General features: G+C 64.7%; 18 protein-coding genes. 11 read left to right on the top strand and 7 right to left on the bottom strand.

Annotated elements, in window-relative coordinates; all coding sequences use genetic code 11:
- Positions 1-28 precede the first annotated feature (28 nt).
- Both AC1PLU_RS14740 and AC1PLU_RS14735 read right to left on the bottom strand, forming a co-directional pair.
- Positions 29-1162 carry a phospholipase A gene (locus tag AC1PLU_RS14740; RefSeq protein WP_481106606.1) on the bottom strand — a complete coding sequence of 378 codons (1134 nt, stop codon included), beginning with the start codon at positions 1160-1162 and terminating at the stop codon, positions 29-31.
- Positions 1163-1366: 204 nt separating this feature from the next.
- A complete protein-coding gene (locus AC1PLU_RS14735) occupies positions 1367-1852 on the bottom strand; it encodes a DUF456 domain-containing protein (RefSeq protein ID WP_481106605.1) in 486 nt (161 codons plus the stop codon).
- 227 nt (positions 1853-2079) lie between these two features.
- Between AC1PLU_RS14735 and AC1PLU_RS14730 the strand changes: the two genes are divergently transcribed.
- A complete protein-coding gene (locus tag AC1PLU_RS14730) occupies positions 2080-2295 on the top strand; it encodes a cold-shock protein (protein WP_003483561.1) in 216 nt (71 codons plus the stop codon).
- Between the two features lie 88 nt (positions 2296-2383).
- On the opposite strand, the gene AC1PLU_RS14725 is transcribed toward AC1PLU_RS14730, so the two are convergent.
- Together AC1PLU_RS14725 and AC1PLU_RS14720 are read right to left on the bottom strand one after the other, a co-directional pair.
- Positions 2384-2863 carry an outer membrane lipoprotein gene (locus tag AC1PLU_RS14725; protein WP_180315864.1) on the bottom strand — a complete coding sequence of 160 codons (480 nt, stop codon included), beginning with the start codon at positions 2861-2863 and terminating at the stop codon, positions 2384-2386.
- A gap of 121 nt (positions 2864-2984) precedes the next feature.
- Positions 2985-3413: a hypothetical protein gene (locus tag AC1PLU_RS14720; RefSeq protein ID WP_481106604.1), complete on the bottom strand. Its 429-nt coding sequence runs from the start codon at positions 3411-3413 to the stop codon at positions 2985-2987.
- A 75-nt stretch (positions 3414-3488) separates the two neighbouring features.
- Between AC1PLU_RS14720 and AC1PLU_RS14715 the strand changes: the two genes are divergently transcribed.
- Entirely contained in the window at positions 3489-4325 is an 837-nt protein-coding gene (locus AC1PLU_RS14715; RefSeq protein WP_481106603.1) for a tRNA threonylcarbamoyladenosine dehydratase, read from the top strand.
- Positions 4326-4361: 36 nt separating this feature from the next.
- Here the strand turns inward: AC1PLU_RS14715 and AC1PLU_RS14710 are convergent, their stop codons facing one another.
- On the bottom strand, positions 4362-5144 hold the full coding sequence (locus AC1PLU_RS14710) for a TatD family hydrolase (protein ID WP_481106602.1): 783 nt from the start codon (positions 5142-5144) through the stop codon (positions 4362-4364).
- On the bottom strand, positions 5144-5359 hold the full coding sequence (locus AC1PLU_RS14705) for a DUF6116 family protein (RefSeq protein WP_006451920.1): 216 nt from the start codon (positions 5357-5359) through the stop codon (positions 5144-5146). Before AC1PLU_RS14705 ends, AC1PLU_RS14710 begins: the two co-directional genes overlap by 1 nt.
- Before the next feature lie 145 nt (positions 5360-5504).
- Between AC1PLU_RS14705 and AC1PLU_RS14700 the strand changes: the two genes are divergently transcribed.
- From AC1PLU_RS14700 to AC1PLU_RS14660, 9 genes are all read left to right on the top strand, one after another.
- A complete protein-coding gene (locus AC1PLU_RS14700) occupies positions 5505-6296 on the top strand; it encodes a glycine zipper 2TM domain-containing protein (RefSeq protein WP_168959969.1) in 792 nt (263 codons plus the stop codon).
- A gap of 172 nt (positions 6297-6468) precedes the next feature.
- Positions 6469-7644 (top strand): acyl-CoA dehydrogenase family protein, encoded by a 1176-nt coding sequence (locus tag AC1PLU_RS14695; RefSeq protein ID WP_481108528.1) that lies wholly within the window; start codon positions 6469-6471, stop codon positions 7642-7644.
- A 121-nt stretch (positions 7645-7765) separates the two neighbouring features.
- Positions 7766-10270, top strand: a complete 2505-nt coding sequence (locus AC1PLU_RS14690) for a DUF3857 domain-containing transglutaminase family protein (RefSeq protein WP_481108527.1) — start codon at positions 7766-7768, stop codon at positions 10268-10270.
- Between the two features lie 267 nt (positions 10271-10537).
- On the top strand, positions 10538-11182 hold the full coding sequence (locus AC1PLU_RS14685) for a glutathione S-transferase family protein (RefSeq protein ID WP_481106601.1): 645 nt from the start codon (positions 10538-10540) through the stop codon (positions 11180-11182).
- A gap of 40 nt (positions 11183-11222) precedes the next feature.
- Positions 11223-13163, top strand: a complete 1941-nt coding sequence (asnB, locus tag AC1PLU_RS14680) for an asparagine synthase (glutamine-hydrolyzing) (protein ID WP_481106600.1) — start codon at positions 11223-11225, stop codon at positions 13161-13163.
- A gap of 259 nt (positions 13164-13422) precedes the next feature.
- The gene (locus AC1PLU_RS14675; protein WP_168959965.1) at positions 13423-13977 is read left to right on the top strand and encodes an NADPH-dependent FMN reductase; all 555 of its coding nucleotides are present in this window, start codon (positions 13423-13425) and stop codon (positions 13975-13977) included.
- A gap of 220 nt (positions 13978-14197) precedes the next feature.
- Entirely contained in the window at positions 14198-15628 is a 1431-nt protein-coding gene (locus tag AC1PLU_RS14670; RefSeq protein WP_006451927.1) for a replicative DNA helicase, read from the top strand.
- 718 nt (positions 15629-16346) lie between these two features.
- Positions 16347-17774 carry a cryptochrome/photolyase family protein gene (locus AC1PLU_RS14665; RefSeq protein WP_481106599.1) on the top strand — a complete coding sequence of 476 codons (1428 nt, stop codon included), beginning with the start codon at positions 16347-16349 and terminating at the stop codon, positions 17772-17774.
- A 134-nt stretch (positions 17775-17908) separates the two neighbouring features.
- A complete protein-coding gene (locus AC1PLU_RS14660) occupies positions 17909-18634 on the top strand; it encodes a YiaD family glycine zipper/OmpA-like lipoprotein (RefSeq protein WP_023903499.1) in 726 nt (241 codons plus the stop codon).
- Between the two features lie 519 nt (positions 18635-19153).
- On the opposite strand, the gene AC1PLU_RS14655 is transcribed toward AC1PLU_RS14660, so the two are convergent.
- Positions 19154-20188 carry an XC_2801 family transcriptional regulator gene (locus AC1PLU_RS14655; protein WP_023903516.1) on the bottom strand — a complete coding sequence of 345 codons (1035 nt, stop codon included), beginning with the start codon at positions 20186-20188 and terminating at the stop codon, positions 19154-19156.
- Positions 20189-20244: the final 56 nt, after the last annotated feature.

Genomic DNA, 20244 nt, shown 5'->3' with positions numbered 1-20244 from the left:
ATGCGCCGGCCAGTGAAACGGCACGCGGTTAGAACCACTCCAACAACGACACACCCAGGCCGATATAGGTCGCCTTGTGGTTGTAGTCGATCAGGCTTTCGCCGTAGCCGTCGAACACCTGCACGTGGCCGCGCAACAGGTTGGTGATCGGGAAGCCGTAGTCCAGCTGCACCGAACCGTGCGAACGATCGCCACCACGCAGCGAATGTCGTGCGATCAACGCGAACTCGTGGCCATCCTTGTTGTAGACCAGGGTGGCATCGCCGCGGCCCATGTAATCCTCGATATCGGGATTGTTGTCGTCGGCGCGATCTTCCTTGATGCGGAACCACGGACGCAGCGTCAGTGCCCAGTTCTCGCGATCCAGACCGATGTTGAGGATCACCCGGTTCCAGGAACGCGACAGCGGGTCCTCGCGGCCGTTGGACATGTGATTGATGCTGATGCCGCTCATGCGGCCCTTCCAGCCGAACAGGCTGTAGTTGTTGCGGAACACCAACATCGCCTCCGGCTCGTAGTTGGTTTCGCGGAACGGGCGCGAGGCATCGGTGTTGTAAGCCTGCCAACGCGAGCTCTGGGTGTAGCCCATCCAGATATCGCCGTTGTCGCCGAACAGATCCTCGACCACCTTGGTCTTGAAGCTGAGCTGGAACTTCAGCTCGGCACTGTCCAGTTGCTGCGGGGTGGACACCGAGTTGGCCGGGTTGGGCGACTGCGGGGTGCGGTTGGAGTCGCTGGTCCAGAACGCCGGCAACAGATACACCGGCTTGTAGCCGCGCAGCTGGAACGTGCCCAGCTTGGAATCCTTCGCCAGCTCCCAGCGGCGATCCAGCAGCGAGCCACGGCCGGCATTGGCGACCACCTCGGCCTTGGGTTGGTCCTGTCCATCGGCGCGGAAGAAATCGCCGACGCGGCTGATGGCGCGTTCGTCCTGTGGCTTGGCCTCTTTCTGCTTGGCCAGTTGCGCGGCGGCGTCGGCTTCTGCGGTCAGCTGCGGGGTGTAGCCCAGCGCCTGGTCGTAGCACGCCAGCCGCGCCGCATCCGAGGTGACGGAGGTGCAGGCCTGCGGCGAGGCGGGGGTTGCGGCGATTTCCTGCGCGTGCGCCAGCGGCGCGGCCGCCAGCGCAATCAGCATCAAGGGACGGGTGCGGTGCTTTGACATGGGCAGTCTGGCCGAATGAAGGCGCCAGGCAGGCGCAGAGGTTTGTAGCTTAACGGTCGCGCCTGCATACGCGGTGTGTACACGGCGGCATAACATTCGATCAGGCGGCTACGTCGGCGGGGCAGCGACAGGTCAATGCCTGCCCGCGCTGCCAACACCGAAACAGCCGTCTGGCGCCACCAACGCCAGTGGTCGCTGGAGAGACTAGAAAAACCAGGCGATCGCAAACACACCAAGCATGCACAGGCCCAGCGCCAGCTTGCTCGCGGTGCCCAGCATGATGCCGATCCAGGTGCCGATGCCGACCTTGGTGGCCTGGTCGGATTTGCGGGTCTGCCAGTACTCGCCGATCCAAGCGCCCGCAAACGGGCCGATAAATAAGCCGATCGGCATGAAGAAGATGCCGACGACGGAGCCGATCACCGATCCCCATAACGCCATCTTGCTGGCGCCGACGCGCTTTGCGCCGTACACGGTGGCCAGAAAGTCGATCGCGAACGACAGCGCGGTGATCAGGCCCAGGATCACCAGCGCGACCCAGCCGACGTGGGTGAAGCCATCGGCCCAGGCGGCCACCAGCAACCCCACGAACACCAATGGCAGGCCCGGTAGCGCCGGCAGGATGACTCCGGCCAGGCCGATCAGCACCAGCACGCCGGCCAGGATGTAATAAACGACGGTGGTGTCCATATGGTTTAGAAATATCCTATTTCAGGCTTGACAAAAATGCGCAAGGGGTTCTTGAAAAATCGTTTTGTGCGGGTTAAGTTGCCAGCGCTGCTGTTTGCAACGGTCACCGTGAATCGTGGCCTGATGCGGCAGATCGTCCGATCCGCTACATCCTTGTACCTCGGCTCCTCCTTGCAATCACAGCGACCACCGCCAGTCCACCACAGTGTCGTAGGGAGTCAGTCGAGATGTCCAACATCGAACGCGAGAATGGTGTCGTGAAGTGGTTCAACGATGCCAAGGGTTTTGGATTCATCAGTCGCGAAAACGGCGAGGACGTGTTCGTCCATTTCCGTGCGATCCAGATCCAGGGTTTCAAGAGTCTCAAGGAAGGTCAGAAGGTCAGCTTCACCGTCGTGCAAGGGCAGAAAGGCCTACAGGCCGATGCGGTACAGGTGGTCTGAGTGCAGCGCAGCACTTCGAGCCACCACGCAAACAGCAGAAAGGCCCGTTGCCGGGCCTTTCTGTCATGTCACTCAGCGGGTAAGTCGATCAGCGCAGCACGACCTTGCCGTTGACCACGCGCACATAGGCGTTTTCGCGCACGCCGGCTAGGTCGCGCTGGTTCACCACGATGACGCGCCCATCGTCCATGCGCACCTGCACATCGAAGCTGTCGCTGGTGACGTTGTTCTGGATCGCGTTGCCTGCCAGCGCGCCAGCGGCGGCACCGGCCACGGCCGAGACGTTCTTGTTGCCCTTGCTGCCGCCGGTCTCCTTGGAGATCTGACGGCCGGCCACCGCGCCGACGATGCCGCCGAGCACTGCGCCGGTGCCGGTGGGCGCGCTGCGGGTGGGGCCGACTTCATCGATGCGGGTCACGATGCCGCAATCCACGCAGCGCGCCTGCTGCGACTGCCCCTGGTCGTAACCGCGGTCGCCGCGATAGCTGCCGTACTGAGGTTGAGAGGTGGCGCAGCCAACCAGGGTGGTGGTTGCAGCCAGGCCAATGACGAGCAGTCGGGTCTTCATGAAATCTCTCCGGGGTGGTTCGAAAAGCGGTCAGGGCCGCGGCGACGTCATCCTGTGGTGGTCCAGGTGAACGGTCTGCCAACTGGATCGCTCCAGGCTTAACGAAACCCGAGCGCGTTCTTCATCGAAAGTCACGGTGGCAGGCGTCGCAGGCGTCCGACAGCGGTGTTTTGACTGCAGCGATCGCGGCGCAATCGTGCAATGGCGCGCGCTGCGCCTGATCCAGCGCGGCACGCAGCGCCTGCGCATGCTCGCCAAAGCGGCTGTCTTCGCCGATGTCTGCAAATGCGGGTTCCAGTTCGTCTGCAAGCAGACGTAGCGATTGCAGTCGTGCCTGCTGTTGCGTCGGGTTGCAGACCTCGCCGGCAGCGGCTTGTAAAGAGCGCAATTGATAGGCCATCACCTGCATCAAGCTGTCCGGCACCGGGTTGCGCCTGGCCTGCAGCGCGCGCGCCACCATCACGCTGCAGACCAGGCCGATCAACGAGCCCAGGATCAGCATGAACGCGTAGCGGGACGCACGTGATTGGTGAGGGGGTGTGGCGGACATGGCGGCTCCATTGAAGGCCCGGTGAGGGCGCGGGGTAAGCAAGCGCTTGTTGAGCGGCGCGCGTAAAATAGGCCGATGAAAGCACAATGGCGTGAACGCTTTGCCGGTATCGACCGGCTGTACGGAGTCGGCACGGTGGAGCGGCTGTCGGCCTGCCGTGTGGCCGTGGTGGGGATGGGTGGCGTGGGCTCGTGGGTGGTGGAGGCGCTGGCGCGTACCGGCGTCGGGCACATCCGCCTGATCGATGCCGACGACCTGTGCGTGTCCAACACCAATCGACAATTGCCGGCATTGGCCGGGCAATACGGACGCAACAAGGCGCGCGCGATGGCCGAGCGCTGTGTGGCGATCAATCCGGAGATTGCCGCCGATGCGGTGGAGTCGTTTCTCACCGCGGGCAATATCGAAAGCCTGCTCGGCGATGACTTCGATCTGGTGATCGATGCCTGCGACAGCTTCCGGGTGAAAGTGGAAACCATCGCCTGGTGCCGCCGGCGCAAGCTGCCGTTGCTCACGGTGGGCGCCGCTGGTGGGCGCACCGATCCCACGCTGGTGCGCGTGCGCGATGTCTCGCGCACCGAGCACGACGCGATGCTGGCGCTGATCCGCAAGAAGCTGCGCAGCGAGTTCAACTTTCCCAAGAATCCGCAGCGTTACTTCGGCGTGCCGGCGGTGTACTCGCTGGAGAACGTCAAGTATCCGCAGGCCGATGGCAGCGTCTGCGGGATTCGCCCGCAACTGGATGCCGATGCCACGCTCAAGCTGGATTGCGGGGCAGGGCTGGGCGCCGCCACGCATATCACCGGCACCTTCGCGTTTGTGGCAGTGGGCAAGGCGTTGGAGATGTTGCTCAAGCCAAAGGTGGTTGCCGCCGCTGCGTCGCCGACCGCCGAGGTGGCTGCAAGTTCGTAACGTTTGTACATGGCGCGCTTCGGCAGCGCGCCTGCATCAGCCGGGCAATGCCAAGTCAGGCAATCCGAACAACTGCCGCGCGTTGGCGCTGGTCTGCGCGGCAATGCGCTCTTCCGGCTCGCCGCGTAGCTGCGCGATGCAGGCCAGCACCGTGCGCAGATATGCCGGCTCGTTGCGTTGGCCGCGGATGCCGGCGTCGGGCTGATCCGGCGCATCGGTTTCCAGTAACAGGTACTGCAGCGGCATCGTTGCGGCTAGGCCGCGCAGGCGGTTGGCGCGCGGGTAGGTCACCGGGCCGCCCAGGCCGATCATGAAATCCAGCTTCCACAGTTGCTGCGCCTGTTCGGGGCTGCCGGCAAAGCTGTGCACCACCCCGCGCAGGCCGCCCACCGCCTTGATGCGGGCGATGACTTCTTCGGTGGCGCGGCGCGCATGCACGATCAGCGGCAGGTCGAAGCGCTTGGCCAACTGCAATTGGCCTTCGAAGTAATCGCGCTGCAGCTGCGCGTCCAGGCCGTCCAGATAGAAATCCAGCCCGCACTCGCCGATGGCGCAGGGGCGCTCGCGCTCGATCCACTCGGCGAGCAGCTCCAGATGTTCGGGACGATGCTGATCCAGAAAGATCGGATGCAGCCCATAGGCGGGGTACAGCCCCGGTGCCTGGGTGCAGACGGTGCGCAGTTCCGGCCAACTGGCGGCGGTGATCGCAGGGATCACCTGCTGCCCGACACCGGCGGCCTGCGCGCGTGCGATCACGGCGGCGCGATCGTGGTCGAACTCGCCGGCATCCAGATGGCAGTGGCTATCGACCAGCTGCATCAATCGCGGCGGACTGGGGCGGGCAGCGGCGCCTTGCGCGTTTTCCAGTTGGCCAGCAGCAGCGTGGTCAGGCCGAACAACAGTTCGTCCAGGAACGGGATCGGGTCCGGGATCACCAGGTCCACCAGAAACAGCGCGGCTGCCAGTTTGAACAAGGTGGGGTAGCGCAGCTTGCTGGCCCAGTCCAAGGCGCGCGAGGTCAGGGGATTTCGCATGCGAATGCTCCGGCTGTTAGAAGTGCATGAAGTAACCGCTAGCTGAACTTAACGACGCCATTCATGAGCGAGGGCGTTTTCGTTCAGGGTTCGCGTGCTGGAATCACGCCGTCAACAACGCGGCGTGTCCGCACGGAGCTGGATCATGAAGAGCAATACGACAACTATACTGGTCGCTGCTGGTGCGTTGCTGGTCGGAGGCGTGGCCACGGCCGCCTTCATGAACAATCGCCCGTCGTCCGGCGATTTCGTCGCCAACGGCGAGCCGGCACCGCGTGGTCTGGAGTACGCCGACGTGGTCAAGGTTGCCCCGATCACCGAGCGCGAGCCGCAGTACGCGCAGGTCGTCAACAGCGCCGCCATCCGCGAAACCACCACCAGCTCCTCGCCGCGCGAAGTCTGCCGCGACGTGGTGGTGCAGGAACGCCTGCCCGAGCGTGATGGCAATGTCGGCGGCACCGTCGCCGGCGCGGTGATCGGCGGCCTGCTGGGTAACCAGGTCGGCGGCGGCAATGGCCGCAAGCTGGCCACGGTGGCCGGTGCAGTCGGTGGCGGCATGGTCGGCAATCGTGTGGACCGCAACCATGTCGGCGGCCGCGTGGTGGACCGCACCGAGCGCCAGTGCCATACCGAAAACGCCAACTCGCAGTCCTCGCGTGTGGTGGGCTATGACGTGACCTACCGCAACGCCGATGGCACCACCGGCACCATGCGCATGGACAGCAAGCCGGGCGAGCGCATCTCGCTGGGCGATGCCGACAACGTGGTGGCCTACGACGTGACCTACCGCTACGACGGTTTCGAGAAGACCGTGCGCATGAACGACAAGCCGGCCAGCGATCGTCTGCCGGTGGTCGACGGTCAGCTGGTGACCCAGACCGCTTCGACGGCCAGTGACAAGGGCGTTCGTGTGGAGACGGGCAGCACGCGTCAGTAAATCGCTGGCAGTCATCCGCCCAGGATCGCTGCGATAGCAAGAAAAGAGCCGGCATTGCCGGCTCTTTTCGTTTTCAGGTACTGCCTGCGACCAGCGTATGCAAGCGGGTGCGCTGAACACGTCGGCGCAATGTTCGGCCGGCAACTGGCAGATAATCGCCGCTTCTCCTGTGGTGGAAGCCAGCATGCCGGTGCGCCCTGATGATCTGTTCGATGTACGCGCACTGCTGACCGATGAGGAGCGTGCGGTGCGGGACGCGGTGGCCCGCTTCACCGACACACGGGTGTTGCCGGCGATCGGCGATGCCTTCGATGCGGGACGCTTCCCCAGCGAATGGGTGCCGGAACTGGCAGGGCTGGGATTGCTGGGCGCCAGCCTGCCAGTGCGCGATGGTGGCGCAGGCCTGGGCGCGGTGGCCTACGGGCTGATTTGCCAGGAACTGGAGCGTGGCGACAGCGGCCTGCGCAGTTTCGTCAGCGTGCAATCGTCGCTGTGCATGTATCCGATCCACGCCTACGGCAGCGATGAACAGCGCCAACGCTGGTTGCCGGACATGGCCGCCGGTCGCTTGATCGGCTGCTTCGGATTGAGCGAAGCACAGGGCGGCTCGGACCCGGCGGCGATGACCACCCGTGCGGTACGCGAGGGCGATGGCTGGCGCTTGAACGGGTCCAAGATGTGGATCACCAACGGCAGCATCGCTGGTCTTGCGATCATCTGGGCACATACCGACGATGGCGTGTGCGGCTTTCTGGTCGAGACCAGCAGCGCCGGTTTTAGTGCGCAGGACATCGCCCACAAGATGAGCCTGCGCGCGTCGGTGACCTCGGGTTTGTTCCTGGACAATGTCTACGTGCCGGAGCAGATGCGGTTGCCGAACGCGGCCGGTTTGAAGGCGCCGCTGGGTTGCCTCAACCAGGCGCGCTACGGCATCGCCTGGGGGGCGATCGGTGCGGCGGTGGCCTGCCTGCGCGAGGCGCTGGCTTACAGCGGGCAGCGCATTCTGTTCGGCCGGCCGCTGGCGGCCACGCAAAGCGCGCAGATCAAACTGGCCGACATGGCCCGGCGGATTTCCACCGCGCAATTGCTGGCGCTACAGCTGGGGCGCCTGAAAGAAGCCGGTACGCTGCGGCCGGAACAGATCTCGCTGGCAAAATGGAATAATTGCCGCATGGCGCTGGACGTGGCACGCGAGTGCCGCGATCTGCTGGGCGCGGCCGGCATCACCACCGAGCATGTGGCGATCCGGCATGCGCTGAACCTGGAATCGGTGATCACCTACGAGGGCACCGAGACCGTGCATCAGTTGGTGGTAGGGCGAGCACTGACCGGACTCAATGCGTTCTGACAAGGAGTGGATGTTGATCAGCAAGGATGTGGTGCGACGCCTGCGCGGCGTGTTCTGGGTGCTGTGTGTGGTCGCAGTGATCGCGATCGTTGCGCCGGTGCAGGCCAGCGAGGCGCCCAGCATGGCGCCGCCGCCGGCCTGGGTGGTGGCCGATGCGGTGCCTGGCAACGTGCCTGGCGCCAACGGCATGCGCTATGAGCTGGTGTCCGATCAGATCGATCTCACCGGCGCCGCGCCGCAGGCGTATCGCCGGCTCAGCTATAGCGTGCAGCGTGCAAAAAGCCTGGACGAAGCCGGGCAGATTTCCATCGATTACCAACCGCAGTACCAGCGCCTGGAACTCAATAGCCTGGATGTGTGGCGCGACGGCAAGCGCATCGACATGCGCAGTCGGGCGCACTACGCCAGGTTGCGTCGCGAGAGCGGGCTGGAACAAGGCTTGATCGATGGCGCGCTGACGCTGTCGATCACCTTGCCGGACCTGCGCGTCGGCGACCGGGTCGACTATGCCGTGACCACCACCGGTAGCAATCCGGTGTTCGGCAAGGGCTATTACGACGTGTTCGAGGCGCGCTATGGCGTGGCGCTGGGCGAGCGCCGCGTGCGCGTGCGGTATCCCACCGCCATGCCGTTGCAGTGGCGGGTGAGCGCGCCGGGCTTCAGCCGCAACGTCAGCCGCGCCGGTGAGGTGGCTACGTTGGAGATCGCCGCACGCAACATCGCCGCCGTGCAGGAAGAAAAAGACGCGCCGGACGATGTCGATGCCTATGGCTTGATCGAACTCTCCACCGCCGGCAATTGGGAAGCGGTGGCGGCATGGGCGGCGCAGCTGTATCCGCGCGCGTTCAAGGATGCGCAGGTTGCCGCCAGCATGGTGCGCAGTCTGCAACTGCGCAGCGACGACCCGCAGGGCGCGTTGTTGCGTGCGGTGGCGTTCGTGCAGGGCGACATCCGCTACGTCGGCCTGGACATGGGCGAGAACTCGCATGCCCCCCACGCACCGGAAGTGACGCTGCGCAATCGCTATGGCGACTGCAAGGACAAGGCGACGCTGTTGATCGCGCTGCTGCAGCTGGCCGGCATTCGCGCCGAACCGGTGCTGGTCAACAGCGACCAGGGTCATGGGCTGGATGCACGGCTGCCCAGCCCCTATGCGTTCGATCATGTGGTGGTGCGCGCGCATCTGCCGCAGGGCGAGGTTTGGGTGGATGCCACGCGCGATCGCGAAGACGGCGCGCTGGCCCAGCGCCGGCCCTTGCCGTTCGTGCGCGGGTTGCCGGTGCTGGCCGGGCAGAGCGGATTGGTCGCAGTGCCATCGCCGATGCCGACGCTGCCGCAGATCGAAGTGAACGAGGAGGTGGCGATCTCACTGCGCAAACCGCAGCGCGTGGCGAGCTTTACCGTGGACACGCGTTATCGCCAAGGCCGCGGCGATCGCGTCTCTGCCAGCTTCGAAGACCATGGCGCAGAAACGGTTGGTGAGCACTATCTGGAGTTCATGCAGAAGTACTACACCGCGCTGACCCAGGTCGACGTGCCCAGCATCGACGATGCCGATGCGCTCGATGTGCGAACGCACGAAACCTACCGCCTGGAATGGCCGGCAGAGGAGGGCGACGAGGTCGGCTTCCCGCTGTTTCAACTCGGCGAGTGGATGGATGCCTTGCCGAAACAGGCGCGCAAGCGGCCATTGGCGCTGGGAGGGCCGCAACGGGCGCGGCAGACCGTACGGGTGCAGACCGATCCGGTGGTACGGGTGAAACCGGAAGAGCAGATTGTCGCCAACCCGTGGTTCCGGTTCTCGCGCACGGTCTCCATGCACGATGGACGCATCGTCATCGTGGGCGAGTGGCAGCGGTTCACCGACCGCATTCCCGCCGATGGCGTGGCGCGCGCAGCAGCCGACATGGAGAGCGCGCGCGACCTGCTGTACTTCAATCACGATTTCAAGCCGCAGCGGCGCAGGCCTGAGGCCGACTGGAGTGCGCTGAGCTATCCGGCGGCGGGGCTGCTGGTGTTGATCGTGTTGCTGCTGGCGTGCCTGGTGTGGTGGCGCAGCGGTGGCCTGGGCGGGATGGTGTTCGATCCGTACGCCACCGCGCAGCGCATGCCCCAGCAGGCTGGTTTGCGCTGGAGCGCCTGGAGCGTGTTTGCGCTGACCACGCTGTTGTCGGCCTGGATGGGGCTGCATGCCTTGCCGTGGTGGGCCAAGGCGCTGGGTGTCGTGACGGTGGTGGCGATCGCCGTGCTGAGCTGCGTGTTGCTCAGGCAGGTGCTGCGCTGGCTGGGGTGCGTGGCGCAGGTCGGGCGGTTGTTGCCGGCCGTGCTGGGCTGCGCCTTGCCGTGGCTGGTCTGCCTGCTGGCGGCGTTGGTCGCACTCGCCGGCAATGTGGCGTTGCTACACACCGGCGCAAGCGATCCGGCCGGCGTGGCGCAGCTGGCGATGTGCGCGCTGTTGCTGATGCTGGGCGTGCTGTGGTGGTCGGTGTGCGCGGTGCAGGCGGTGGCGGGTGCGGCCGGCTGCGGGCGTGCACGCGCATTCGGCGCAGTGGCATTGACGCTGTCGGCGCTGGGCGTGCTGATTGCGGTGCTGGGTGTGCCGGTAGCCTTGGTGGCGATGTACTGACACGTTGCGCTTGCATCCCATCGTGTCGGCGGCGGTGTGCCGAGCCGTCTGCGGCTTCGGCATGCGGCAATCGGATGCCCTGGTCACACTGCGGACGTGTCGGCATGGTCTGCGTTGCGTAATCGTCAGCGCTGGGGCGCCAGCCAGTAGACGCATCGGTCCAGGTAACCGTTGTGCAGCTGTGCTGCGCAATCCGGCAGGGCTTTGCAAAGATGCGCCGGGCTGTGACACTGCCAGCCCCCTCGTTGTTGCCGCGGAGCCAGCTTGATGTCGACCGTGCGTCCCCCGTTGACCGTCCATGGCATGTCCAGTTCCGGCAACTGCTACAAGGTGCGGCTGTTGCTGGAGCAACTGGGCAGCCGCTATCACTGGGTCGAGGTCGACAGCGCCGCGGGGCAGACCCGCACGCCCGAGTATCTGGCCAAAAATCCCAACGGCAAGGTGCCGATGGTGGAGCGCGACGACGGCCGTGTGCTGACCGAATCCAATGCGATCCTGTTCTGGCTGGCCGAAGGCACGCCCTACCTGCCCACCGACGCGTGGCAGCGCGCGCAGGCCTTGAGCTGGATGTTCTTCGAGCAGTACAGCCATGAGCCATATGTGGCGGTGGCGCGTTTCATCAGCCTGTGGACGCCGCGCGATGCGGCGCGCCGGGCCGAACTGCCGCAGCTGCGCGCACGTGGCGAGCAGGCGCTGGCGGTGATGGAACAGCATCTGCAGCAGCACGCCTGGTTTACCGGTGGCGAGTACGGCATCGCCGATATCGCGCTGTTCGCCTACACCCATTGCGCCGAAGACGGCGGCTTCGATCTGGAACGCTGGCCGGCGATCGGCGCCTGGCTGCAGCGCGTGCAGGCCTTGCCCGGTTTCATCGCGATGCCGGCGCCTGCATCCGCCTCGGTGCCGGCATGAGCGGCGCGCGCGCGATGCGCAAGCTGCAGGAGCGCTGACGATGTGCGGATTGGCAGGACTGCTGCTGGCGTCGCCGCGCCTGCATGGCGAACAACTCGATGCCCTGGTGCGGCCGATGGGCGCGGCTTTGCGTCATCGCGGCCCCGACGATGCCGGCACCTGGTGCGATGCGCAGGCCGGCGTGGCGCTGGCGCATCAACGCTTGAGCATCCTGGATCTGTCGCCGCTCGGCCATCAGCCGATGCGCTCGGCCGACGGCCGTTATGTGCTGGCCTACAACGGCGAGATCTACAACTTCGCGCAGCTGCGTGCGGCCTTGTCGGCGCTCGGGCATCGTTTCCGTGGCCACTCCGATACCGAAGTGCTGTTGGCTGCGGTGGTGGAGTGGGGCCTGGACGACACCCTGACCCGCTGCAACGGCATGTTCGCACTCGCCCTGTGGGACGAACGCGATACCTGTCTGTCGCTGGCGCGCGACCGCGTCGGCAAGAAGCCGCTCTACTACGGCTGGGCCGGCGACACGCTGGTGTTCGGTTCCGAGCTCAAGGCGTTGTGGCAGCACCCGGATTTCGATAACGGCGTGGATCGCGATGCGCTGACCTTGCTGCTGCGGCTGGGTTACATCCCGGCGCCGGCCTGCATCCATGAGCGCACCTTCAAGCTGATGCCAGGCCGGGTGCTGCGGCTGGATGCGCAGGCGGTGGCGGCCGGCGCGGCGGCACATCGGCCGGACCAGGCGCAGCAGCCGTTCTGGAACGCGCGCGAAGCGATGCAGCGCGCCCTGGCTGCGCCGTTCACCGGCAGCGATGCGCAGGCCGAAGAACAACTCGATGCGGTGCTGCGCGATGCGGTGGCGCTGCGCATGGTGGCGGATGTGCCGGTGGGCGTATTCCTGTCCGGCGGCACCGATTCGTCGATCGTCACCGCGATGATGCAGGCGCAGAGCAGCCAGCCAGTGCACACCTTCAGCATCGGATTCGAAGGCTCGCATCACGACGAAGCGCCGCTGGCGCGCGAAGTGGCCACGCACCTGCACACCGACCACACCGAGCTCTACGTCAGCGGTGCCGACGCCTTGGCGGTGGTGCCGAGCTTGCCGGACATGTTCGACGAGCCGTTTGCCGATGCCTCGCAGGTGCCCACCGCGCTGGTCGCGCGGCTGGCGCGTGGCGGGGTGACGGTGGCGCTGTCCGGTGACGGCGGCGACGAATTGTTCTTCGGCTACGGGCGTTACCAGCGCGCGCTGCGCAACTGGCGCATGCACGGGCTGGTGCCAGGGCCGCTGCGAAAGCTGATGGCGGTGGCGGCGCGTCGCAATGGCGAATCCTCGCGCACCGGTGGCCTGGCCGCGCTGGTAGCCGAAGCCGGCGCACGCGGCATCGGGGATATTTATCGCAATCGCATTTCGCGTTGGCGCGACCCGGCCGCGGTGGTGCTGGGCGCGACAGAGCCGGACAGTTTCTACAGCCTGGCCGACCCGCTGCATGGCTCCGGCACACCGGCCGACGCGATGATGCTGGCCGACTTCGCCGCCTATCTGCCCGACGATCTGTTGTGCAAGGTGGACCGCACCACCATGGCGGTGGGCCTGGAAGCGCGCGCGCCGTTGCTGGACTGGCGCGTGGCCGAGTTCGCCTGGTCGCTGCCGCTGTCGTTGAAGTACCGCGACGGGGTCAGCAAGTACCTGCTCAAGCGCGTGCTGTGCCGCTATCTGCCCGACCCGATGGTCTACCGCGGCAAGCGCGGCTTTGGCGCGCCGGTCAGCGCGTGGCTGCGCGGCGATCTGAACGGCTGGGCCGACGATCTGCTGGCGCACGGCACGCTGGAGCGCGAGGGTGTGTTCGCTGCCGACACCGTGGCCGGGCTGTGGCGCGACTTCAACTGCGGCGAGCGCAAATGGCATACGCATCTGTGGACGGTGCTGATGTTCCAGGCCTGGCAGGCGCACTGGCGCGCGCAGCGGGCGGCGATGACGCGCTGATCTTGGTCAACGTGTTGATCTTGCGCGCGGCGACCAACCGTTGCGCGGTGTGCGAGACCGGGCTGCCGTTGCCGAGTTGTTTCTGACGCTTGAAGCTGCCGCTCGGACATCAGGCCAGGTAGGGGCGTTGACGCCTTGCAGATTGAGACGCCGCCGTGTGCGTGCATCTGCGGTTGATCGCCCGGTGCCGGGCGGCACTTCACCGGCTCTGAGCGTCGCGCTGGATAGGGTGGGGCCCTGTTTCCACGGAGCGTCCCCCATGAGCAAGATCACCATCGCCGTCCTGGTCGGCAGCCTGCGCGCAGCGTCCTACAACCGCCAGTTGGCGCGCGCGCTGGAGCATCTGGCTGGCGACAAGGCGGTGTTCGAGTATCTGGAGATCGGCGATATCCCGCTGTACAACCAGGACAACGATGCGGATTTCCCGGCTCAGGGCACCCGTTTCAAGCAGCAGGTGCGTGCCGCCGACGCGGTGTTGTTCGTGACCCCCGAATACAATCGTTCGATTCCCGGCGTGCTCAAGAATGCCATCGACACCGGCTCGCGGCCGTATGGCGATAGCGCGTTTTCCGGCAAGCCGGCGGCGGTGGTCGGCATCTCGGTCGGAGCGATCGGTACGGCGACCGCGCAGCAGCATCTGCGCAATGTGTTGTCGTATCTGAACATGCATGTGCTCGGCCAGCCGGAAGTGTTCCTGCAGTACAAGGAAGGCTTGTTCGGTCCCGACGATCAGATTGCCAACGCCGACAGCCGCGCGTTTCTGCAGGGCTTTATCGACACGTTCCTGGGCTTGATCGAGCAGCTCAAGCGCTGAGTCGCAGGTGATGTGGTCCGCCTGACGCACTGCGCCGGGCGGACCCGGCCACGCGGCCAAAACGCAGGTGGGGCAGGGGTCGCGGCTGCTGCGACAGCCGGCGCGTAGAACGTGATGCACCGGCTGTGCACCGGTTATCCACAGAGTTGTGCATGGTCCTCGACGCCGTCGATGACTATGCTTCCTGCCCTCGTCTCCCTAGCGTCAGGTCTGTTTGTCCATGTCCGCTCGTCCTGGTTTCCGTTCCAAACGCAATCGCGATCGCGACGACGACGATTACGATCGTCCCGAGCCGCGGCTGGACCAGCTGCGCGTGCCGCCGCATTCGGTCGAGGCTGAGCAGGCTGTGCTTGGCGGGTTGATGCTGGCGCCGGAGGCGTTTGACCGGGTCAACGACCAGCTCACCGACAACGATTTCTACCGCCGCGACCACCGGCTGATCTACCGCGCGATTCGCGAGTTGAACGAGAAAGACCGCCCGTTCGATGCGGTGACGCTGGGCGAATGGTTCGAATCGCAAGGCAAGCTGGAGCAGGTGGCCGATGGCGCGTATCTGATCGAGCTGGCCAGCACCACGCCGTCGGCGGCCAACATCGCCGCCTATGCCGAAATCGTGCGCGACAAGGCGGTGCTGCGGCAGTTGATCGAAGTCGGTACCACCATCGTCAACGATGGCTTCCAGCCGGAAGGCCGCGAGAGCGTGGAGCTGTTGGCGTCGGCGGAAAAAGCGGTGTTCAAGATCGCCGAAGCCGGCGCACGCGGGCGCACCGACTTCGTGGCGATGCCGGGCGCGTTAAAAGATGCCTTCGAAGAGCTGCGCAATCGTTTCGAAAACGGCGGCAACATCACCGGCCTGCCGACCGGCTACACCGATTTCGATGCGATGACCGCCGGGCTGCAGCCGACCGATCTGATCATCCTGGCCGCACGTCCGGCGATGGGCAAGACCACGCTGGCGCTGAACATTGCCGAATACGCCGCGATCAAGTCCAAGAAAGGCGTTGCGGTGTTTTCGATGGAAATGTCCGCCTCGCAGTTGGCGATGCGCTTGATCTCGTCCAATGGCCGCATCAACGCGCAGCGCCTGCGTACCGGTGCGCTGGAAGACGAGGATTGGGCGCGCGTGACCGGTGCGATCAAGATGTTGAAGGAAACCAAGATCTTCATCGACGACACGCCGGGCGTGTCGCCGGAAGTGCTGCGCTCCAAGTGCCGCCGGCTCAAGCGCGAACACGATCTGGGCCTGATCGTCATCGACTATCTGCAGCTGATGTCGGTGCCTGGCAACAGCGAAAACCGCGCGACCGAAATTTCGGAGATTTCGCGTGGTCTGAAGGGGCTGGCCAAGGAACTCAACGTGCCGGTGATTGCGTTGTCGCAGCTCAATCGCTCGCTGGAAACGCGGACCGACAAGCGTCCGGTGATGGCCGACTTGCGCGAATCCGGGGCAATCGAGCAGGACGCCGACATGATCGTGTTCATCTACCGCGACGATTATTACAACAAGGAAAACTCGCCGGACAAGGGCCTGGCCGAGATCATCATCGGCAAGCACCGCGGTGGTCCGACCGGCTCATGCAAGCTCAAATTCTTCGGCGAATACACCCGTTTCGACAATCTGGCGCACGATTCGGTGGGCAGTTTCGAGTAAGCGTTTTGTTTTGGTTCGCCAAAAAGCTACTGCGCTAAGCGGGCGCGAGCAGCGTTGTGGTTCCCATCCGTACACGACCACATTGGCAGGTGCGATGCCCTTACCGCTTGCGGGACCGTGTGGCGGCATGGATGCCGCCACCGAGCCTACATGGACGTACTTGCGGCGTGTCCCGCGAGCGGTGAGGGCATCGCACCCTCGACCTACTCGGTTGGGAACATCCAGACGACGCTGAAGCTCAAGCTCTCGGGCGCCTTGAGAGCTGCTCGAACCATTTGGATGTGTCGGTTGTAGAGCGGATGATCTGCGGGTCTGCTGCAGGGTCCTTGCCCGCCCACCATCGCGGGACACGCTGCAAGTACGTCCCTGTAAGCTCTTCTGCGGCATCCATGCCGCATAAGGTCCCGCGACGGTGGGCGGGCAAGGACCAGTGGAGATGGTCGGTGTGCATGGTTGCGAGCAGTGGATGCTGCGCGTCCGGTTGATGCGGTGCGGTCTGATCGGCGCCTTTCGATCCGATCGATGTCGCTGCCATTCCCGACATTACTTCACTCGTCAACGAAGGCGATCGTGGCCAACACGTTACCGCCATCGCTACAGCGTTCGAGAGGGTTTGTTGGCTACTCTCAGCCGGGCGAGGAGTGTTCGCCTCTGCATCGCGCCATCGTTGCACCTGCTGGCTTATGCTGCGCAGCCTTATCGTCGCTGCCGAGTTCGTATGTCTTACGCCATCGTCTGGTTCCGTCGCGATCTGCGCCTTCAGGACAACCCGGCCTTGCGCGCTGCGCTGGAGGCCGGGCATGCCCCGATTCCGCTGTATATCGATGCACCGCACGAAGAAGGCGAGTGGACGCCCGGTGCCGCCTCGCGCAGTTGGCGGCATCGCTCGCTGGCGGCCCTGGATGCAGCGCTGCGCGTACTCGGTAGCGGCCTGGTGGTCCGTGCGGGCGACAGCGCCCAGGTGCTGGACGAGGTGATCGCGCAGACCGGTGCGGTGGCGGTGTACTGGAACCGCAAGTACGAACCGGCCACCCAGCCGCGCGATGCGCAGATCAAGCGCAGCTTGCGCGAGCGCGGCATCGAAGTGCAGAGCTGCAATGCCGCGCTGTTGATGGAGCCGTGGCAGTTGTCGACCCAGCAGGGCGGCCCGTACAAGGTCTTCACTCCGTACTGGCGCAACGCACTCACGCAACTGCAGTTGCCCGCTGCAGTTGCTGCGCCACGCAGCCTGCCGCCGCTGCCTGCGACGTTGAAAGGCGCCGCGCTGGAGACGCTGGAGACGCTGGAGTTAGTGCCGAAGCTGGACTGGGATCAGGGTTTCTGGGAGCACTGGCAGCCTGGCGAGGCCGGTGCGCACGAGATGCTGGAAATTTTCATCGACGGCGCGCTGTCCGGCTATCGCGAAAACCGCGATCGGCCCGATCGGGTCGGCACCTCGCAGCTGTCGCCGCATCTGCATTTCGGCGAGATCGCGCCATGGCGGATCGCCAGCACGCTGGAAGCCAACCGCAACGCGCGCAACAGCGCAGAGATCGATGGTTACATCCGCCAGTTGGGCTGGCGCGATTTTGCCTATCACCTGCTGCATCACTTTCCCGACACCACCAACCAGAATCTCAATCCGCGCTTCGAAGGCTTCGATTGGGCCAAGGTCGACCCGGTCGCGTTGCAGGCCTGGCAGCGCGGCCGCACCGGTATTCCGATCGTCGATGCCGGCATGCGTCAGCTCTGGCACACCGGCTGGATGCACAACCGTGTGCGCATGATCGTGGCGAGTCTGTTGTGCAAGCATTTGCGCATCCACTGGATCGAAGGCGCGCGCTGGTTCTGGGATACGCTGGTGGATGCGGACCTGGCCAACAACACCTTGGGCTGGCAATGGGTGGCCGGTACCGGCGCGGATGCGGCGCCGTATTTTCGCGTGTTCAATCCGGTGACGCAGGCGGAGAAATTCGATCCGCAGGCAGCCTACATCACGCGCTGGGTGCCGGAGCTCGGCAAGCTTGCAGTGAAGGAGCGTTTCGCGCCGTGGTTGTCTCCATTATCGTTGGCGCGATTCGCGCCGGAGTACCCGCGCACGCCAATTATCGGATTGGCCGAAGGTCGCGATGCGGCGTTGGCGGCGTATGCGAAGACGCGGGGATAGCCGGAAACGTTTTCCTGAATGCAGTACCTGTCGCAGGCAATCTGCGGCCGCTTTCATCATGTGCCAGTCGCGTTGGTCTGTTTATCCTCGCCCACACGATTGAGTGCCGGATGGTCCGGCCACAGGAGAACACCATGTCCCCAGCAGCCACCAAGAGTCTGGCCGTTGCCCTGGCCAGCGCCATTGCGCTGTCCGCTTGCGCCACCGGCGGCTCGTATGTGCAGCGCGACCAGTACGGCGATCAGACCCAACAGCAGAACCGCACCGGCCGCAATGCGCTGATCGGCACCGCCATTGGTGTCGCTGCAGGGTTGCTTACCGGCGACAGCGCCACCGAGCGCCGTCAGCACGCGATGGTCGGCGCAGGTATCGGCGCGTTGAGTGGCGCGGCCGTGGGTCAGTACCAGGATCGTCAGGAGCGCGCACTGCGCGAGCGTACCGCCAACACCGGTATCGAAGTGCAGCGCCAGGGCGACAACATCACCTTGAACCTGCCCGACGGCATCACCTTCGACTTCGGCAAGTCGGCGTTGAAGCCGCAGTTCTACACCGCGCTCAATGGTGTGGCGTCTACGTTGCGCGAGTACAACCAGACCATGGTGGAAGTAGTCGGTCATACCGACAGCGTCGGCAGCGATGCGGTGAACCAGCGTCTGTCCGAAGAACGTGCCGGCGCAGTTGCGCAGTATCTGACCGCGCAAGGCGTGCAGCGCGAGCGCATGGAAACGATGGGTGCCGGCAAGCGTTACCCGATCGCCGACAACAACACCGACGCCGGTCGCGCACAGAACCGTCGCGTGGAAATCCGTTTGATTCCGCTGCGCTCTGAGGGCACTGGTAACAACACGGGTATGCGTTGAGTTTGACGCAGTGGATCGCGGCGAATCGATTGACGAAACCGCGATGTCAAAAAAACAGGTCGCGAAAGCCGCCTGTTTTTTTGTGCTACGGATTTTGTTGGTTAAGTGCGGCTGATCTGAGACCTGGCTGCAGGGCCCTTGCCCGCCCACCGTCGCGGGACACGCCGCAAGTACGTCCGTGTAGGCTCTTACGCGGCATCCATGCCGCGTAAGGTCCCGCGACGGTGGGCGGGCAAGGGCCAATCGAGAGTGTCGGTATGCATGGTTGCAAGCAGTGCATGACGCATTTTTTGATGACGGCGCGTCCGATCAGCATTGCAACGCACACCAGATAATAGGCAGGCTTTCAACGAAGCGACCTACAAACTTTCTGGTGAGGGCACCGCGCCCTCGACTAACGCTGCTTTTGACCTAACCAAGTGACTGCATCCAAACGTGCAACCGTACCCTCATCCGCCCTTCGGCACCTTCTGCCGGAGAGAGAAGGGTTACTCCGTTGGGCGGCTGTTTGATTCGGTATTACGCGGTGACGTTTTCCAGGATGCGCTTGCCTTCGGCGCGCAATTTCGCCTCTGTGACCACCTCCACTTTCGCATCGTTGTCTGCTTTCTGCGCAGCCAGTCGTGCCGGGCACTGCGCCATCATGTAGTCGGCGTCGAAGTTCATCCGGGTGACCAGAAAGTCCACGAAGGCACGCACTTTCGGCGAGACCAGACGGCCGCCGGCAAACACTGCGTTGAAGTCGACCTCCGGGCCTGTCCAACCAGCGAGCACGCGGCGTACCAAGCCCGATTGCACGAACGGTTTGGCCATTACATCGCCAGTCAATAGCAGGCCTTCGCCGCAGAGTACTGCACCGTTGAGCGCGGCCGGATCGTTGGCCACCATCAGCGGATTGACCGGGAAGTCGCGCACGTCGCTGCCGTCGCTGAGCGACCAGAAAAAGCGGTTGTTGTGCACGTTGCGGTTCTTGCGCAGTGCCAGCGTGCGATGGAATTGCAGCTCGTCCGGATGCAGCGGCTCGCCATAGCGTTCGATATAGGACGGGCTGGCGAAGACCTGCGTGCGCAGACTGCCGAGTTTGCGTGCGACCAGATTCGAATCCGGCAGCGCACCGACACGCAGCGCCAGATCGGCTTCGCCGCCGATCAGGTCCAGCTTCTCGTTGCCCAGGTGCATGTCCAGCTGGATCTCCGGATACTGCGCATGGAACTCGCCCAGCAACGGTGCGATCCAGGTGATGCCGAGCGAGTAGGGCACGGTAAAGCGCAACCAGCCGCGCGGGCCTGACTGCAATTGCCCGACCGCGCTTTCGGCTTCTTCCAGTTCGCGGGCGATGCGTTGGCAATGTTCGTGATAGACCGAGCCGGCTTCGGTCAGGCCGATCCGGCGCGTGGTCCGATGCAGCAGGCGCGCGCCGAGCCGGGTTTCGAGTTCCTGCACCTTGCGACTGACGGTGGTCTTGGGCAGACCGAGCGCGTTGGCGGCGGCGATGAAACTACCTTGCTCGACCACCTTGACGAAGATCAGGGTGTCGTTGAGATCGTGGATCATGGGGGTGCCTTCCAGGGGGTCAGGAGGATTGGACCGCTTACGGGACGATTATTCCC

This window comes from Xanthomonas sp. NCPPB 2933, assembly GCF_056725225.1.
The sequence above is the reverse complement of the archived record's forward strand: the minus strand, read 5'-3'. Positions and strand labels throughout refer to the sequence as shown.

Coding starts and splice junctions, on each gene's coding strand:
- AC1PLU_RS14690 (WP_481108527.1), top strand. CDS start 7,766: ATGGCGCCGCCGCCGGCCTGGGTGGTGGCCGATGCGGTGCCTGGCAAC.
- AC1PLU_RS14675 (WP_168959965.1), top strand. CDS start 13,423: ATGAGCAAGATCACCATCGCCGTCCTGGTCGGCAGCCTGCGCGCAGCG.
- AC1PLU_RS14685 (WP_481106601.1), top strand. CDS start 10,538: ATGTCGACCGTGCGTCCCCCGTTGACCGTCCATGGCATGTCCAGTTCC.
- AC1PLU_RS14740 (WP_481106606.1), bottom strand. CDS start 1,162: ATGTCAAAGCACCGCACCCGTCCCTTGATGCTGATTGCGCTGGCGGCC.
- AC1PLU_RS14715 (WP_481106603.1), top strand. CDS start 3,489: ATGAAAGCACAATGGCGTGAACGCTTTGCCGGTATCGACCGGCTGTAC.
- asnB (WP_481106600.1), top strand. CDS start 11,223: ATGTGCGGATTGGCAGGACTGCTGCTGGCGTCGCCGCGCCTGCATGGC.
- AC1PLU_RS14705 (WP_006451920.1), bottom strand. CDS start 5,359: ATGCGAAATCCCCTGACCTCGCGCGCCTTGGACTGGGCCAGCAAGCTG.
- AC1PLU_RS14720 (WP_481106604.1), bottom strand. CDS start 3,413: ATGTCCGCCACACCCCCTCACCAATCACGTGCGTCCCGCTACGCGTTC.
- AC1PLU_RS14660 (WP_023903499.1), top strand. CDS start 17,909: ATGTCCCCAGCAGCCACCAAGAGTCTGGCCGTTGCCCTGGCCAGCGCC.
- AC1PLU_RS14670 (WP_006451927.1), top strand. CDS start 14,198: ATGTCCGCTCGTCCTGGTTTCCGTTCCAAACGCAATCGCGATCGCGAC.
- AC1PLU_RS14665 (WP_481106599.1), top strand. CDS start 16,347: ATGTCTTACGCCATCGTCTGGTTCCGTCGCGATCTGCGCCTTCAGGAC.
- AC1PLU_RS14735 (WP_481106605.1), bottom strand. CDS start 1,852: ATGGACACCACCGTCGTTTATTACATCCTGGCCGGCGTGCTGGTGCTG.
- AC1PLU_RS14725 (WP_180315864.1), bottom strand. CDS start 2,863: ATGAAGACCCGACTGCTCGTCATTGGCCTGGCTGCAACCACCACCCTG.
- AC1PLU_RS14700 (WP_168959969.1), top strand. CDS start 5,505: ATGAAGAGCAATACGACAACTATACTGGTCGCTGCTGGTGCGTTGCTG.
- AC1PLU_RS14655 (WP_023903516.1), bottom strand. CDS start 20,188: ATGATCCACGATCTCAACGACACCCTGATCTTCGTCAAGGTGGTCGAG.
- AC1PLU_RS14710 (WP_481106602.1), bottom strand. CDS start 5,144: ATGCAGCTGGTCGATAGCCACTGCCATCTGGATGCCGGCGAGTTCGAC.
- AC1PLU_RS14730 (WP_003483561.1), top strand. CDS start 2,080: ATGTCCAACATCGAACGCGAGAATGGTGTCGTGAAGTGGTTCAACGAT.